14 protein-coding genes and 1 other RNA gene are annotated in these 16,536 nt (G+C 67.7%); 7 read left to right on the plus strand and 8 right to left on the minus strand.

The window, feature by feature from the left end; genetic code table 11:
• Window positions 1-2 precede the first annotated feature (2 nt).
• A complete protein-coding gene (locus PGN12_13310) occupies window positions 3-1,265 on the minus strand; it encodes a glutamate-5-semialdehyde dehydrogenase (GenBank protein MEH3104869.1) in 1,263 nt (420 codons plus the stop codon).
• 140 nt (window positions 1,266-1,405) lie between these two features.
• On the opposite strand from PGN12_13310, the gene msrB reads away from it, so the two are divergent.
• Complete coding sequence (msrB, locus tag PGN12_13315) at window positions 1,406-1,903, plus strand: peptide-methionine (R)-S-oxide reductase MsrB (protein MEH3104870.1); 498 nt, start codon at window positions 1,406-1,408, stop codon at window positions 1,901-1,903.
• A 7-nt stretch (window positions 1,904-1,910) separates the two neighbouring features.
• On the opposite strand, the gene PGN12_13320 is transcribed toward msrB, so the two are convergent.
• Window positions 1,911-2,408 (minus strand): CHAP domain-containing protein, encoded by a 498-nt coding sequence (locus tag PGN12_13320; GenBank protein ID MEH3104871.1) that lies wholly within the window; start codon window positions 2,406-2,408, stop codon window positions 1,911-1,913.
• A gap of 412 nt (window positions 2,409-2,820) precedes the next feature.
• On the opposite strand from PGN12_13320, the gene PGN12_13325 reads away from it, so the two are divergent.
• The 3 genes from PGN12_13325 to PGN12_13335 all read left to right on the plus strand — a co-directional run bounded on the left by PGN12_13325 (window position 2,821) and on the right by PGN12_13335 (window position 5,258).
• Window positions 2,821-3,966, plus strand: coding sequence for an acyl-CoA dehydrogenase family protein (locus tag PGN12_13325; protein MEH3104872.1), 1,146 nt, complete (start codon window positions 2,821-2,823; stop codon window positions 3,964-3,966).
• Between the two features lie 14 nt (window positions 3,967-3,980).
• Window positions 3,981-4,769: an SDR family oxidoreductase gene (locus PGN12_13330; protein ID MEH3104873.1), complete on the plus strand. Its 789-nt coding sequence runs from the start codon at window positions 3,981-3,983 to the stop codon at window positions 4,767-4,769.
• 324 nt (window positions 4,770-5,093) lie between these two features.
• Complete coding sequence (locus PGN12_13335) at window positions 5,094-5,258, plus strand: hypothetical protein (protein ID MEH3104874.1); 165 nt, start codon at window positions 5,094-5,096, stop codon at window positions 5,256-5,258.
• A gap of 14 nt (window positions 5,259-5,272) precedes the next feature.
• On the opposite strand, the gene ssrA is transcribed toward PGN12_13335, so the two are convergent.
• Window positions 5,273-5,659: a transfer-messenger RNA gene (gene ssrA, locus PGN12_13340) on the minus strand.
• Between the two features lie 45 nt (window positions 5,660-5,704).
• Between ssrA and PGN12_13345 the strand changes: the two genes are divergently transcribed.
• Window positions 5,705-6,136, plus strand: a complete 432-nt coding sequence (locus PGN12_13345; GenBank protein ID MEH3104875.1) for an Rrf2 family transcriptional regulator — start codon at window positions 5,705-5,707, stop codon at window positions 6,134-6,136.
• Window positions 6,137-6,176: 40 nt separating this feature from the next.
• On the plus strand, window positions 6,177-8,318 hold the full coding sequence (gene ligA, locus PGN12_13350; protein MEH3104876.1) for an NAD-dependent DNA ligase LigA: 2,142 nt from the start codon (window positions 6,177-6,179) through the stop codon (window positions 8,316-8,318).
• Between the two features lie 310 nt (window positions 8,319-8,628).
• Here ligA and ftsH read toward each other — a convergent pair whose 3' ends face one another.
• From ftsH to ptsP, 5 genes are all read right to left on the minus strand, one after another.
• A complete protein-coding gene (gene ftsH / locus PGN12_13355) occupies window positions 8,629-10,611 on the minus strand; it encodes an ATP-dependent zinc metalloprotease FtsH (protein ID MEH3104877.1) in 1,983 nt (660 codons plus the stop codon).
• 63 nt (window positions 10,612-10,674) lie between these two features.
• Window positions 10,675-11,682: a tRNA lysidine(34) synthetase TilS gene (gene tilS, locus PGN12_13360; protein ID MEH3104878.1), complete on the minus strand. Its 1,008-nt coding sequence runs from the start codon at window positions 11,680-11,682 to the stop codon at window positions 10,675-10,677.
• A 1-nt stretch (window position 11,683) separates the two neighbouring features.
• Complete coding sequence (locus PGN12_13365; protein ID MEH3104879.1) at window positions 11,684-12,550, minus strand: tetratricopeptide repeat protein; 867 nt, start codon at window positions 12,548-12,550, stop codon at window positions 11,684-11,686.
• Window positions 12,551-12,635: 85 nt separating this feature from the next.
• Window positions 12,636-13,487: a DUF4115 domain-containing protein gene (locus tag PGN12_13370; GenBank protein MEH3104880.1), complete on the minus strand. Its 852-nt coding sequence runs from the start codon at window positions 13,485-13,487 to the stop codon at window positions 12,636-12,638.
• Between the two features lie 110 nt (window positions 13,488-13,597).
• Window positions 13,598-15,865, minus strand: a complete 2,268-nt coding sequence (gene ptsP, locus PGN12_13375) for a phosphoenolpyruvate--protein phosphotransferase (GenBank protein ID MEH3104881.1) — start codon at window positions 15,863-15,865, stop codon at window positions 13,598-13,600.
• A gap of 132 nt (window positions 15,866-15,997) precedes the next feature.
• Between ptsP and PGN12_13380 the strand changes: the two genes are divergently transcribed.
• Complete coding sequence (locus tag PGN12_13380) at window positions 15,998-16,441, plus strand: TM2 domain-containing protein (GenBank protein ID MEH3104882.1); 444 nt, start codon at window positions 15,998-16,000, stop codon at window positions 16,439-16,441.
• Window positions 16,442-16,536: the final 95 nt, after the last annotated feature.

Below are 16,536 nucleotides of genomic sequence, written 5' to 3' on the forward strand. Positions count from 1 at the left end.
CGTCAACCGCGGATCTGCCCGCTGCCGCGCCCCAGCCATTTGTAGGTGGTCAGCCCTTCCAGCGCGACAGGTCCGCGGGCATGGAGCCGCCCTGTCGCGATGCCGATCTCCGCCCCCAGCCCGAACTCGCCACCATCGGCGAACTGCGTCGAGGCATTCCACAGCACGATCGCCGAATCGACCTCGCGCAGGAACCGCTCCGCGACCTCGCGATCCTCGGCGACGATCGCGTCGGTATGATGCGAGCCATGCGCAGCGATATGCGCCAGCGCACCATCCGGCCCGTCGACGATCGCGACCGACGCGATCGCGTCGAGATATTCCGTGTTCCAGTCCGCCGCGTCGGCCGCATCGATCGATGGCACCAGCGCTTTCGCGGCATCGTCACCACGCACCGTGCAGCCGCGTCCGGCGAGCGCGGCAATAAGCGCAGCGGCATGTGGCCAGCCGCGATCGATCAGCAACGTCTCCATCGCACCGCAAATGCCGGTCCGCCGCATCTTGGCGTCGAGGACGATCCGCGTCGCCATCTCCGGCTCGGCAGAGCGGTGAACGAAGACGTGATTGATCCCGTCGAGATGCGCGAGCACCGGCACGCGCGCTTCGTTCTGCACGCGCTCGACCAGACTGCGTCCGCCGCGCGGGATGATGAGGTCGATCGCTCCGGAAGCGGCGAGCAGCGCGCCGACCGCCGCACGATCGGTGGTCGGGACGAGCTGCACCGCGTCGCCGGGCAACCCCGCCGCTTCGAGCCCACGCACCAGCGCCGCATGGATCGCACGATTGCTCTCCACCGCCTCGGAGCCACCACGCAGGATGACCGCATTACCCGATCGCACGCACAGGGCCGCCGCATCGGCGGTGACGTTGGGGCGGCTTTCGTAGATGATCCCGATCACCCCGATCGGCACCCGCACGCGGCTGAGCGAAAGCCCGTTCGGCCGGACCGCCTCATCGATCACTTGCCCGACCGGGTCGGGAAGATCGGCCACGGTCGCTACCGCCGCTGCGACGCTCTCGATCCGCGCCGCATCCAGACGCAACCGGTCCAGCATCGCGTCGGACAGCCCGTTCCCGCGCCCCCGCTCCAGATCGAGCTCATTGGCGGCAAGGATCGCCGCATCGGCTTCGCGCAGCGCGTGTGCCGCCGATCGCAGTGCAGCCGCCTTTTGCGCATCGCTCGATCCGGCAAGGTGATGCGCCGCCATGCGCGCGCGCGCTGCCATTGAAGCGATCAGGGCCGTGGGATGATCGGTGTCCGACATGGCCGCGGGCGTAGCACGCAACTCCCGGAACTCCCAACCCCTACCCCGCCGCGCCCCGACGGCCGGATTCCTTCGACAAAATGCAATCGCGCATCGCGGCGGGTGCTGGCGGTCGGCCCGGCGCTCACCATATCATTGTCATGACCGATACAGCCTTGGATCGTCGCCGCTTTTTCGCCATCGCCGGTGGCGGGCTCCTCGCCACGACCTTGCTCGCCTGCGGATCGCGCAGCGCAGATGCGGCCGAGCGCTTTCCCGTTACCCGCACCGACGCGCAATGGCAGGCGCAGCTCGGCTCCGCGGCGTTCGACGTGCTGCGTCGCGAAGGGACCGAACGTCCGTACAGCAGCCCGCTCAACGGCGAACATCGCGCCGGCACGTTCGCGTGCAAAGGCTGCGCGCAACCTTTGTTCTCATCGAAGACCAAGTTCGAAAGCGGCACCGGCTGGCCCAGCTTCACCGCGCCCTTGCCGAACGCGGTCGGCTATCACCGCGATTCGACCCTGGGGATGGTGCGGACCGAGGTCCATTGCAGCCGCTGCGGCGGACATCTCGGCCACGTCTTCGACGATGGGCCGCGCCCGACCGGAAAACGATTTTGCATGAACGGCGTGGCGATGACGTTCCGCCCCGCCTGATCGTACCTCAACGCTCGGCGGGGACGACCCCTGCGACTGGCACCACCGCCGCGGTCGCGATCGTCAGCGGGGCGAGCGGCGCCACATCCTCGTTCGTCGTCGGCGCCTTGCCGGCATAGATGAAGCCGGCGAGCGGATAGCTGCTCGTGCCCAGATCGCCGACGCCGGCGAACCACACCCGCACCTCGCTCCAGTCGCCGGCCGCCGAGACATCGACCGCGCGCACGTCGCGCTCGATCCCGCCGCGCCGCGACCAATTGGCATGGGTCAACAGCACTTCGCGATCGCTGACGATCCGGCTGACCATCGCGACGTGCCCGACGGGCATTGCCCGCGTCGCCTTGAACGCCATTACCGCCCCGACCTGTGGCGATGCGCCACGATCGTAGCGACCGGCGGCCTGACCCCACCAGGTATTGGCATTGCCGCGGATATCGATGCCCGAGACTTCACGCGCGAACGGCACGCATTGCAGATAGCGCGCCTGCGCCGGCGCAGTCGTCATCAGGACGCACGAAACCACCAGCGCAAAACGCGCTGTCCAAACCTTGACGTTCACGGGCGACCCCCCGGTCAACAGGACTGATGGAGGTCGGCTAACCAGAAAGATCCCAATCAACAAATGCCGCGGGAACCTTTTCGGATGAACCGAAGATGACCGGCGACGAACCGAACAATAGACCAAAAAGCACGTCAGCCATGCTGCCCTTGAGTGTTACCGGGCCGTTAAAATTGCCCTGCCGCAGACGGGTCGAGCGATTCGCAACAGCTCCTCACCGGCTTTTCGGTCTGACAGTATGGACAGCCTCAACAAGTCGATCGCAAACTTTTCGAATATCAGGTCCGCCGGGCGCTTGCCGCTCCGTCCGTCTGCACCTAAGCCGGCCTCAGGCCACGGAGAGGATGAGGCTGTCACCATGGCGCTTGATTCGGAAACGTTCGAAGCCCTGCTCGCGACCGTGCGCCGCTTCGTGGCGGAACGGTTGCGCCCGCTGGAGGCACAGGTCGAGGCGGATGATGCCGTACCCGACGCGATCGTCGCCGAGATGCGTGATCTCGGGTTGTTCGGGCTGTCGATCGACCCGGATTACGGCGGGCTCGGGCTGACGATGGGCGAAGAGGTGCGCGTCGCGATCGAACTCGGCCGCACCACCCCGGCGTTCCGCTCCGCCTTCGGCACCAACGTCGGGATCGGCAGTCAGGGATTGGTGATCGCGGGCACCGCCGAACAGAAAGCCGCATGGCTTCCGCGGATCGCCAGCGGCGAGATCGTCACCAGCTTCGCGCTCACCGAACCCGAGGTCGGCAGCGATTCGGGCAGCGTCACGACCCGTGCGGTGCGCGACGGCGATATCTATCGGCTGAGCGGCACCAAGCGCTACATCACCAACGCCGATCGCGCCGACCTGTTCACCGTCATGGCGCGGACGGGCGAGGAAAAGGGTGGCCGCGGCGTCTCGGCGTTCCTCGTGCCGCGCGATTTGCCCGGCGTGACCGTCGGCACGCCCGAGAAGAAGATGGGGCAGAAAGGCGCGAAGGTCGCCGACGTCGTGTTCGACGACGTCCCCGTCCCGGCCGCGAACCGGCTGGGGGAGGACGGCGATGGCTTCCGGATCGCGATGCAGGTGCTCGATCGCGGGCGGCTGCACATCGCCGCGGTCTGCGTCGGGGTCGCCGAGCGGTTGATCGCCGATGCGGTCGCCTATGCCACCGCGCGCCACCAATTCGGGAAGGCCATCGCCGAGCATCAGCTCATCCAGGCGATGATCGCGGACTCGAAGACCGAGGCGCTTGCCGCCCGTGCGCTGGTGCTCGACACCGCCGCGAAGAAGGACGCCGGCGATGACGTGATCCTCGAAAGCGCCGCCGCCAAATATTTCGCCAGTGAGATGGTCGGCCGCGTCGCCGATCGCGCGGTGCAGATCCTCGGCGGTGCCGGCTATATCGCCGATTATGGCGTCGAGCGGCTGTACCGCGACGTGCGGCTGTTCCGCATCTACGAAGGCACCAGCCAGATCCAGCAACTGATCATCGCCCGCGAGACGTTGAAGCGCGGCGAATAAGGGAGAGGGTTCCTATGGATATCGGCAAGCTGTTCCGGCTCGACGGCCGGGTCGCGCTGGTCACGGGCGGCAGTCGCGGGATCGGCAAGATGATCGCCGCCGGCTTCGTCGCACAGGGCGCGCGCGTCTATGTCTCCAGCCGCAAGGCCGAGGCCTGCGCCGAAACCGCCGCCGAACTCGGTGAGAATTGCATTGCGCTTCCGCAGGATATCTCGACCGTCGACGGCTGCCGCGCGCTGGCCGCGGCACTGGCGGAACGTGAGGAGCGGCTCGACATCCTCGTCAACAATGCCGGCGCGGCGTGGGGGGTCGCGTTCGAGGAGTTTCCGGAAAGCGGGTGGGACAAGGTCATGGACCTCAACGTCAAATCACCGTTCTTTCTGACCCAGTCGCTCCACGCGCTGCTGAAGGCCGGCGCCAGCGCACAGCGCCCCGCCAAGGTCATCAACATCACCTCGGTCGACGGACTGCGGCTCAATCCATGGGAAACGTACAGCTACCACGCCTCGAAATCGGCGCTGATCTATCTGACGAAACGATTGGCGGCACGACTGATCCGCGACGGCATCAACGTCACGTCGATCGCGCCCGGCGCCTTTGCGAGCGAGATGAATCGCGCGGCGCGCGACCATGGTGACGCGGTGGCCAAGGCAATCCCGGCGCGCCGCATCGGCACCGACGAGGATATGGCCGGCACCGCGATCTATCTCGCCAGCCGCGCGGGAGATTATGTCGTCGGGGAGACGATCGCGGTCGACGGCGGGCTGGTCCACGCCGCGCTGGGCGGCAGCATCGACGGCTAGGGCGGATCGACCGTCATGCTTGCCTTCCCTACCCTCGCCCCTGGACAGGGGAGAGGGCTAGCGCAGCTTGGGTGAGGGGTTGAGCGAGCCTGCGGCTCGCGCGCTCGCTTGCGCGAGCGCCACCCCTCACCCAGCTCCGACTAAGACTTTGCTGCGCAAAGCCCAAGTCTGCGCAACCCTCTCCCCTCTGCGAGGGGCGAGGGCAATGAAGGCCATCATGAATATCGGCCTCCATCTCCGTCATCCCGCTCTACCGATCGCACCCGGCCTACGGGAACGGCCGCCGCACGCGGCCCGTTGGTCCGCGCATAAGGAGACGAAACCATGGCCGACGACGCGATCCGCCCGACCACCGAAACCAAGCGCCCCAATCTCTCGACCGAGCACCAGCAGGACGGCGACGCCCGCCGCCCTTCCGACCAGCTCGACAAGGGGCAGCCGAACGAGGAAACGATCCCGCGCAAATCGTCGCTGCTCGGCGACGACTGACATATCGGATGGTGAGTGGGGAGCTTCTGTTGCCCGGTGCTCCCCGTACCGCTGGAATCCCCTTCTGTTGCCCGGTGGGGTCCAACCGCGCTATTTTGGTGTAACGTCAGGCCGTTAGGCCATCAGTTACGCCGCAATCGCGAGTGCTTCGTTATCGTTGGCACTTGTGTAATGGGCCGTTGCGGTGGTCCCATTCCGAGCGAAAACAGCGCCTTTCAACACACGTCGATCCTGGTTCGGCCCCGTCAGAAACGGTGTCCAGATACACCACCATTTATGGTGGAGCCGCCGGGTACTGCCCCCGGGTCCGCTGCGTCTATTTTACGCCGCAGTTTATCGCCATAGCCGGGTAGAACCCGACAAGCGGCGATATAGGGCGCTCGAAGCGTTTGGAAAAGGGGCGAACGGCCATTTGCCCGCCACAATATCCCTGTATATAGTGGGTCATGCTTACCCAGCGCTCCCGTTATGCCCTGCGATCGATGCTGTTCCTGGCCACCGCCCCGGCCGGCGCACCCCCGACGCCGATGACGCGGATCGCCGCCGAGGCGAATGTTCCGCGCAAATTCCTCGAGTTGATCCTCGCCGATCTGCGCGACGCGGGCCTGCTGCACAGCTATCGCGGCAAGATGGGCGGCTACGTCCTGTCGCGCCCCGCGCATCTGATCTCGCTGGGTGAGGTGATCCGCGTCATCGAGGGGCCGCTGGCGCTGGTTCCCTGCGTCAGCCGGACCGCCTATCGCCCGTGCAAGGATTGCAAGAGCGAGGCGGAATGCGCGATCCGACTGGCGATGATGCGGGTGCGCGACGAAACCGCACGCATCCTCGACGGCACCAGCCTCGCCGACGCCACCGCGGAGAAGCTCGCCGCGGCGTGAAGTGATGGACGCTAGCGCGCGGGTTTTCTAACCCGTCACGATGACCGACGCGCCGCTGCCCGAGAACGACACCGCCGCCGCTGCCGAGCTGGCGCGGCTGGCCACCGACATCGCCTACCACAACCAGCGCTATCATACCGAGGACGCGCCGGAGATCAGCGACGCCGCCTATGACGCGCTGGTCCGGCGCAACCGCACGATCGAAGCGGCCTTCCCCACGCTGGTCCGCGATGATTCGCCCAGCCGGCAGGTCGGCGCCGCCCCCGCTGCGCATCTCGCCAAAGTCACGCACGCCCGCGCGATGATGAGCCTCGACAATGCTTTTTCCGACGAGGACGTGCTCGAGTTCGTCGCGCGCGTCCGCCGTTTCCTGCGGCTCGGCCCCGACGAACCGGTCGCGCTCACCGCCGAGCCCAAGATCGACGGCCTGTCCTGCTCGCTCCGCTACGAGGATCGCCGGCTGGTGCAGGCGGTGACCCGCGGCGACGGCGCGGTCGGCGAGGATGTGACCGCCAACGTCCGCACCATCGCCGACATCCCCGCCACACTCCCCCCTGCCGCGCCCGACATTTTCGAGGTGCGCGGCGAGGTCTATATGGAAAAGGCTGCTTTCGCCGCGCTCAATCGCCGGCTTGCCGAAGAGGCGGCGACCACGGGCAAGGACGCGCGTCAGTTCGCCAATCCTCGCAATGCCGCGGCCGGCTCGCTGCGCCAGAAAGATGCGGCGGTCACCCGCGCCCGCCCGCTACGCTTCCTCGCGCACGGCTGGGGCGAGGCCAACGCGATCCCCGGCGACACACAGGCCGCAGTCGTCGCGGCCCTGCGCGATTGGGGCTTCCCGATCGCCGAGGCCTTCGCGCGCTGCGACGATGCCGCTGGGGCGCTGGCGGTGTATCGCGCGATCGAGGCGCAGCGTGCCGACCTGCCGTTCGACATCGACGGCGTCGTCTACAAGCTCGACCGGCTCGACTGGCAGGAGCGACTGGGCAGCGTCGGCCGCGCGCCGCGCTGGGCGATCGCGCACAAATTCCCTGCCGAACAGGCGCAGACCACGCTGGAGCGGATCGATATCCAGGTCGGCCGCACCGGCAAGCTCACGCCCGTGGCGCGGCTCACCCCGGTGACGGTCGGCGGCGTCGTCGTCACCAACGCCACGCTCCACAACCGCGACGAGATCGCGCGGCTCGACGCACGCGAGGGCGACCGCGTGATCCTGCAACGCGCCGGCGACGTGATCCCGCAGATCGTCGCGGTGCTCCCGCGCACCGCCGATCTGCCGCCATTCGCGTTCCCCGATCATTGCCCGATCTGCCACAGCGAGGCGGTCGCCGAGGAGGGCGAGGTCGACGTGCGCTGCACCGGCGGGCTGGTCTGCCCGGCGCAAAGGCTCGAACGGCTCAAGCATTTCGTCAGCCGCGGCGCACTCGACATCGACGGACTTGGCGAGAAGACGCTCATCGAACTGCTCGACCTCGGCTGGATCAAGGAGCCCGCCGACATCTTCCGCCTCGCCGCGCACCGCGACGAACTGGTCGGACGCGAGGGCTGGCAGGCCCGCTCGGTCGATGCGTTGCTCGACGCGATCGAAGCGCGGCGCTCCCCCGATGCGGCGCGGCTGCTGTTCGGGCTCGGCATCCGCCACGTCGGGATCGTCACTGCGCGCGACCTGCTCAAACGCTACGTCACCCTCCCCGCGCTTGCCGACAAGGCGCGCGAGGTGATCGCGCTGCGCGACGCCCTGCCCGCCGTGATCGGCGAGACGCCCGAGCGCCACCGCACCCGCCTCGACAAGGCGATCGCGGAGCTGATCGGGGTCGAGAACGTCGGCGCGGCGGTCGGCCACGCGCTGGCCGACTTCTTCCATGAACCGCACAATCAGACGGTGTGGGAGGATCTGCTCGCGCACGTGTCCCCACCCCCGTTCGTGGTCGAGACGCGCGGATCGGAAGTGACCGGCAAGACCGTGGTGTTCACCGGCAAGCTCGAAACGCTCAGCCGCGACGAGGCGAAGGCGCAGGCCGAACGGCTCGGCGCGCATGTCGCGGGATCGGTGTCGAAGAAGACCGACCTGCTCGTCGCCGGTCCCGGCGCAGGGTCGAAAGCCACCAAGGCCGCCGAACTGGGGATCACGGTGATCGACGAAGCCGGCTGGAACGCGATCGTCGCGGGCGCGGGGGAGTGACGCTTTCCCCGGCGTCATCCTTTCTTCCATGTCGTGAGAAGGATGTAGCTGCCGTCCAACTCACTCCGTCATCCCGGACCTGATCCGGGATCTCGCCTCTTCCTTCCGCTGCCCCGGCAGAAGGAAGCAGGGCCCCGGACCTAGTCCCGGGGCGACGCACGTCACACCTTGAACCACCGCGCGGGACCGGCAGCCCGCCTATTGGCGTCATTGCTTCGCTACGCTCGCGATGACGCGCTCCAAGCCACCGCGTACAAAAAAAAGAGGCGACCCGTAGGCCGCCTCCATCTTCACCCATCAACCGCAGCAATCACGCCCCAGCTGGCGACGGGTTCCCGAACGGCCCGGACGGGCGCTTGGTCTTCGGTATCGACGTCCCGACCGCCGGCACCGACGGCGTCTTCGGCCCATGATCGCGACGGTCGAGTTCCTCACCGGCGATCAACCGCTTGATCTCGTCACCGCTCAACGTCTCATATTCGAGCAGCGCGCCGGCCAGCGTGTGCAATTGATCGAGATGCTCGGTCAGCACCTGCTTGGCGCGGTGCAGCCCGCCCTCGACGATCGCCTTGATCTCGTCGTCGATCAACTGAGCGGTCGCATTCGACATCCGCACCGGCTGGCTCGACGAATAACCGAGGAAGCTCTCGCCTTCAGGCTGGGCATATTCGACCGGACCGACCTTGTCCGACATGCCCCATTTGGTGACCATGTCGCGCGCCAGACCGGTAGCGTACTGGATGTCGCCGCTCGCGCCACTCGACACCTTGTCATAGCCGAAGATCACTTCCTCGGCGATCCGCCCGCCCATCGCCACCGCGAGATTCGCGTACATCTTGTCACGGTGATAGCTGTAGCTGTCACGCTCCGGCAACCTCATGACCATGCCCAGCGCGCGACCGCGCGGGATGATCGTCGCCTTGTGGATCGGGTCCGACGCCGGCTCGTGCAGCGCGACGATCGCGTGGCCCGCCTCGTGATAGGCGGTCATCCGCTTCTCGTCCTCGGTCATCACCATACTACGGCGCTCGGCGCCCATCATGACCTTGTCCTTGGCTTCTTCGAACTCGGCATTGGCGACCAGCCGCTTGCCCTTGCGCGCCGCCATCAGCGCCGCCTCGTTGACGAGGTTGGCGAGATCGGCGCCCGAGAAGCCCGGCGTCCCGCGCGCGATCGTCCGCGCATCGACGTCCGGCGCCAGCGGCACCTTCTTCATATGCACTTCGAGAATCTTGACGCGACCGTCGATGTCCGGGCGCGGCACCACCACCTGCCGGTCGAAGCGACCCGGCCGCAGCAGCGCAGGGTCGAGCACGTCTGGGCGGTTGGTGGCCGCGACGATGATGATCCCCTCGTTCGCCTCGAAACCGTCCATCTCGACCAGCAACTGGTTGAGCGTCTGCTCGCGCTCGTCATTGCCGTTGCCCAATCCGGCACCGCGATGACGGCCGACCGCGTCGATTTCGTCGATAAAGACGATGCACGGCGCGCTCTTCTTGGCCTGTTCGAACATGTCGCGGACGCGGCTGGCGCCGACACCGACGAACATCTCGACGAAGTCCGAGCCTGAAATGGTGAAGAACGGCACGCCCGCCTCGCCCGCAATCGCGCGCGCCAGCAGCGTCTTGCCCGTACCCGGCGAGCCGACCAGCAGCGCGCCCTTGGGGATCTTGCCGCCCAGCCGCGCGAACTTGGTCGGGTCCTTGAGGAAGTCGACGATCTCGACCAGCTCCTCGCGCGCCTCGTCAATGCCGGCGACGTCGTTGAAGGTGACCTTGCCTTCCTTCTGCGTCAGCACCTTGGCGCGGCTCTTGCCGAAGCCCATCGCGCCGCCCGCGCCGCCGCCCTTCTGCATCTGGCGCAGCACGAAGAACGCGATGCCGAGGAACAGCAGGAACGGCAGCGACTGGTAAAGCAACACCATCCACACCGACGGCCCTTCTTCGGGCTTGCCCGCAACCTCGACGCCCGACTTCCGCAGCCGGTCCATCAGCCCCGAGTCTTGCACCGGATAGGTGCGGAACTTGTCACCGCTCGAGAAGCTGCCCGAGATCATGTCGCGGCTGACGTTGACGCTCTTCACCGTGCCCTCGTCGACCTTGTCGAGGAAGGTGGAGTAAGCGATCGTGTTGCCCTGCGCGGTGCTGGTCCGACCGTCGAACAGCGTCACCACCACCGCGAGCGAGAGCAGCACGCCGACCCAGATCAGCAGGCTCTTCATCCACGGGTTCGGACCGCCCGAGCCATTATTGTCGTTGCCGCCGTTTCCGGGCTGCCTGTCGTTGTCGTTCATCGGCTACCTTTCGTCGGCTATAATGTAGGCTCGGACAGGTTAATGGCAATGGAACAACGTCGGTCAGAGTGATCGACGCGGCGGTGCTGCACCAAAGATCCATTCACCACGGACGCTGCGCACCATGATTCCGCCCTGCGTCGCGCTTCGCCCGGCCTCGAGCGCGTCGAGCAGCGCCTCCACATTGGCCGAATCGCGGTCGAACGCCGGCAGGATGATCCCGAGTCGCGCCCGCGTTTCCGCCAGCGCGCGGCGAACCAGACGCCGCCGCAGATCGCGCGGTTCATCGGCGATCGACAGGCCGCGGTCCGGCCCGTGCCATCGCTCGGACCAGATCCGCTCCGCATGGCGGACGAGCACGTCCTCCGCCTCGGCGAGAAAGCCCGCCGAGGCCGCCAGCGCAACCGGGTCCAGCGCCGGGGTCGCGGCCAGCAGCGCGCGCACCCGCGTGCGATCGTGGCGCGGATCGTCGTTCGAGGGATCGTCGACGAACGGCGTCGCGCTTTCCTCGGCGATCGCCCGCAATTCGGCGCGTCGCCAGCCCAACAGCGGCCGCAGGACGACGCCGAACCCGTCGAACCGCACCGCGCGGATCGCCGAAAGTCCCGACAGACCACAGCCGCGCTGCAACCGCATCAGCAACGTCTCGGCCTGATCGTCGGCATGGTGCGCGGTCAGCAGAAACGACACCGCCTCCGCACCCGCCCACTCGCCCAGCGCGGCATAGCGGGCGTCTCGCGCGCGCATCTGCTTGCTGTTGCCGGTGATCGGCTCGGATGGGGCAAGCGTGTGATGCGGAACGCCAAGCATCGCGCACACCCGCCCGACCATCGCGGCTTCCGCGGCCGACTCCGCTCGGAACCGATGATCGAACGTCACGGCGACGATCCGCCCCGGGAAAGCCGCCACGCCAAGCCGGAGCATCGCCATGCTGTCGGCGCCGCCCGAAATCGCCAGCGCCAGCCGCGCCGTCTCGGTCAGCGCCGCGCCCTCGAAGGCCCGCGCGACCAGCCGCTCGACATCGGCGCGAAACCTTGCGACCGCCGCCGGGGGCAGCGGACGCAGCGTCACCTCACTTGCACTTGGCCGCAGCACGGGCCTTGACGATGTCGGCCTTCATCTTGGCGGAGATGGTCGCGCCATAAACGTCGGTCAGCTCGCCATAGACCTTGCAGGCGTCCGCGGCCTTGTCGAGCTTCACCAGCGCGCTGCCCAGGTAGAACAGGCTGTCCGGCGCCCGCTCACCGTCCGGCATCTTCTTGTAATTGTCGTAAAAGGCGATCGACGCGAGGCTGGGCTTGTTGTCATCCAGATACGCACGACCGATCAGGTTCTGCGCATAGCTGGCGCGGCGCGACTTGGGATAATCGGCGACGACCTTCTTGAGCGCGGTCACCGCCTCGCCATAGCGCTTCGCTTCCCACAGCCGGAAGCCGTAGAGATAGCCGTCCTCGGCGGCATCGCCGGTGCTCGGCTTCGCGACCGCGGCGGTGCTCGCCGGCTCGGGCGCTTCGGGCACGGTGACGTCGGGGCCGCCGACCGGGGCGGCCGGCGTCGCGACCGGCGGCGCGGCGAGCTTCGCATCGGTCGCCTTGCGATAGTCGGCGAATTGCGTCTCGAGTTGGCGCACGCGATAATCGTTCTGCTCGATCTGCCCCGTCATCGTCGCCAGCTGCTGCTCTAGCGACGCGACGCGCGCGGACAGATCGGTGATCGCGCTCGTCGCAGGGACCCCCGCCGCCTCGACCGAGGTCGGCGCACTCGGCGCGATCTGCGGTTCGACCATCATCCCGGCGCCGCCCGGGAACACCTTGCGCTGCACCGCGCGCATCTCGCTTTCGAGCTTGTCCACGCGCGCCTCGACGGGCGCATCGCGCTGCGCGAGCGCGGGGCTTGCGAGCGTAAGGGCGATCGCAGCGCCCACCAGAAATTTCGTCATCTTCCCGTCCCCCGATGCGTCGGCACCGGATAGTAATTTGGAGTATAAAGCCTGTCGCCAGCCTGAAGCAGGCGACGCGGCAACGTCACAGCCCGGTGGCCGACGGTGTCACGGGCGGCACGGCTGGGCTCGCGATCGCCGCCGGTGCGCCTGCGAAGCGCGTCGCCAGCGCTTCGGCGCTGACCCCGACATCCTTCATCGCACGCTTGCCGTCGCCGAGCGGCGGCAGCACACGGCCATCGACCGCCACCTCCAGCTGGTCGGGGCGACCGATATTCAGCATCGGCCGATCGATCCCGGCCGGCACCTCGAACGTCTGCCCCGGCTGCAACGTGCCTGTGAACAGGGTCTTGTTCGCGCCATCATAGACGCGCATCCATACTTCGTTCTTCGCGGTCAGCACCACCTTGCCGACGGCCGGGGTCGGGCTGGGCGGCGGCACCGGCGCGCTGCGCGCCACCACCGTCGGGCTCGCCGTCGCCTCGGGCGCGTCCTGTGTGCCGCGGAACATGCCCGTCGACAGCCACAGCACACCAAGGATCAGCACCGCCAGCGCCACCCCCGCCGCGACGATCACCGTGAAGCGCGACGGTCCGCGCGAGGGGTCGGCGATCTCTTCGATATGGTGTTGGCGCATCGGCATCGCCCCGCGCGCGAGTTCCCCGCGGATGCCGCGCCCGATCTCGGCCTGATCGAGCCCGACCGCGCGGGCATAGGCGCGCGCGAACCCGGAGGCATAGGTCGGTGACGGTAACAGGTCGAGCCGATCGTCCTCCAGCGCCTCGAGGAAGCGCTGCGTCACGCGGGTCCTGGCGGCGACCTCGGCCACCGACATTCCCTGCGCCTCGCGAGCGGCACGCAGGCGGGCACCGACCGTCCCGGGTTGCGGAGCGCCGCTCGGCGACGCCGCCTGCGCCGAATGCTCGCCTTCGCTCATTCCTGTCTCCGACCCCTGCGTTTGCCGCGATGCGTGACCATCGTCTTTCAAAGCGTCACGGACGTGTCAACCGACCGTACCATGTGATGCGCGTTCGTTGCGTCCGGCCGCTAGGCCAGTTCGACGCCCTGCTCCGCCGCCCAGCGCGCCAGCGCGCCACGCACGTCGCGCGGCGGACGCGCGAGCAGCTCCTCCATGAACGCGGTCAGCGCGCCGCGATCCAGCGAGCGGATCATCGCCTTGACCGGCCCGACCGCCGCGGGGGTGATCGACAATCGCTCGATCCCGATCCCGATCAGCGCCATCGCCTCCAGTGGCCGCCCGCCCATCTCGCCGCACACCCCGACCGGCACCCCCGCCTGCGCTGCCGGCACCGCGACGCGGCGCAGGAAGCGCAGGATCGAGGTCGAGAGCCAGTCGTATCGCTCGGCAAGCTTCGGGTTGGCGCGATCCGCCGCAAACAGGAATTGCGTCAGATCGTTGGTGCCGATCGACAGGAAGTCGACCGACGGCAGCAACAGGTCGAGTTGATAGGCGAGCGCCGGCACCTCCAGCATCGCGCCGTAACGCACCTCCATGGGCAGCCGCTTGCCGCGCGCGGCGAGGAAATCGCGCTGCTTCTCGAACAACGCGCGCGCCTCGTCGAACTCCCACGCTTCCGACACCATCGGGAACATCACGTTGAGCGTCCGCCCTGCGGCTGCCTCCAGCAAGGCGCGCGCCTGCGCCTTCATCAGCCCGTCGCGTTCGAGCGCGAGCCGCAGCGCGCGCCAGCCCATCGCCGGATTCTCTTCGTCCTCGGCATGGATCAGATACGGCAACGCCTTGTCGCCGCCGATATCGACGGTGCGGAAGATCACCGGGCGCGATCCCGCCGCATCCAGCACCTCGCGATACAGCCGCTGCTGCCGCTCGCGCTGCGGCAGTGTCGCGGAGACGAGGAACTGGAATTCCGTGCGGAACAGCCCGATCCCGTCCGCCCCCGTCACGTCCAGTGCCGCCACATCGTCGCGCAGCCCGGCATTGACCATCACGGTCAGGCGATGCCCGTCCTTCGTCTCCGGCGCGACGTCGCGCAGCGCGGCATAGGCGGCCTTGCGCTTCTGGCGCGCCGCCAGCTTGGCCTCGAACGCCTCCTCCATCACGCCGGTCGGACGCACGGTCAGCGTCCCCTCGTTGACGTCGAGCAGCAGCAGGTCGCCCTCGGCGATCAGCCGCCGCACGTCGCGGACCCGCCCGAGCACCGGCACCCCCATCGCACGCGCGACGATCGTGACGTGCGCGGTCAGCGATCCTTCCTCCAGCACGACGCCCTTCAACCGGCGACGATCGTATTCCAGCAGCTCGGCCGGCCCGAGATTGCGCGCGATCAGGATCGTGTCCTGCCGCAATCCCATCTGCGCCGCCGTTCCCATCTGCCCGGAGACGATGCGGAGCAGGCGGTTCGACAGGTCCTCCAGATCGTGCATCCGGTCGGCGAGCAACGGGTCGTCGATCTCGCGCATCCGCTGTCGCGTGCGCTGCTGGACGCGCTCGATCGCGGCCTCGGCGGTCAGCCCGCTGTCGATCGCCTCGTTGATGCGCCGCGCCCAGCCTTCGTCATAGGCGAACATCTTGTAGGTGGCGATCACCTCCTGATGCTCGTCGCCAACGCCGAATTCCGCCTCGCGCGCGATCCGGTCGATCTGCTCGCGCATCTTGTCGAACGCGGCATAGACGCGGTGACGCTCGGCTTCCGTGTCCTCGGCGACGGTATGCTCGATGTGTATCCGCGGCTGGTGGAACACCGCGCAGCCCACCGCCATGCCGTCGACCAGCTTCTGCCCGGTGATCCGCGTCGGCGCCGTCGACTGCGGTCGGTCGCGCGGCCCGGCCTGATCGATCAGCCCAGCATTGGCGATCAACTCGCTCAGCACCATCGCCACCGTCTGCAACGCCTCGATCTCGACATCTTCGTAACGGCGCGGATCGGCGTGCTGCACCGCCAGCACCCCCACCGAACGCTCGCGCCGGATGATCGGCACGCCCGCGAAGCTGTGATAGCGATCCTCACCGGTCTCGGGCTTGTACGCGAAGTCGGGATGGCTCGCGGCCTCGTCGAGGTTGAGCACCTCATTGTGCTGCGCGATCGTGCCGACCAGCCCCTCCCCCATCGCCAGCTTGGTGACGTGCACCGCGGCGGGATCGAGCCCGCGGGTCGCGAACAGCTCCAGCACGCCCTCGCGCAGCAGGTAGATCGAGCACACCTCGCTATCCAGCGCCTCGCCGATGATCTCGACGACCGAATTCAGCTTGGCCTGCGCGTTCGAGCGCGCAGCCATCACGTCGTGAAGATTGACGAGGATTTCGCGGGCGGAGCGGGCGGCAGACACGGGCATGGCGGAGTGGCTACCAGACCTGTGGCTTGGGTGCCACGCAGCAAAATATTTTTTGTCCGTGTCCCGGCGCGCGGCTCCTTGCCAAATGCGCAGTGCGATGTTGAGACGGGTTACAGGGATAAGGGGAAGGCGATGCGGGGGCAGGTTCTGGGCGTCGATGCGCGCAGTGGACACGGACTGGTGGCCGGCGACGACGGCCAGCGCTACACCTTCCTGCCTGAGGATTGGGCGCAGCGCGGCGAGCCCGCGATCGGCCAGTCGGTCGATTTCGAAACCTCGGGCAGCCGCGCGCTCAACATCTTTCCGCTGGCCGCCGCGCCGGCCCCGGTCGCCGCCAGCGCGGTCCCGCACAATGATCGCAACAAATATGTCGCGGCGGCGCTAGCCTTCCTGCTCGGCACGCTCGGCATCCACCGCTTCTATCTCGGGCGCACCGCCTCGGCGATCGTGATGCTGGTGCTGACGCTCACGCTTTTCGGGCTGGTCGTCACGGGAATCTGGGCGCTGGTCGACACCGTCCGCTATCTCATCATGTCCGACCGCGAATTCGCCGCCCGCTACCCGCGCCACCCCTAAGTCAGGCATAACTCAGGCCCCTCCCCGTAGGAGTGCCGGGTTAGGCTGAGCACCTGACCGACCCGGCTCTGAGTTGGGGTGGGGCTTGTTCGCGA

The organism is Sphingomonas phyllosphaerae (genome assembly GCA_036946405.1).
GTDB lineage: Bacteria > Pseudomonadota > Alphaproteobacteria > Sphingomonadales > Sphingomonadaceae > Sphingomonas > Sphingomonas phyllosphaerae_D.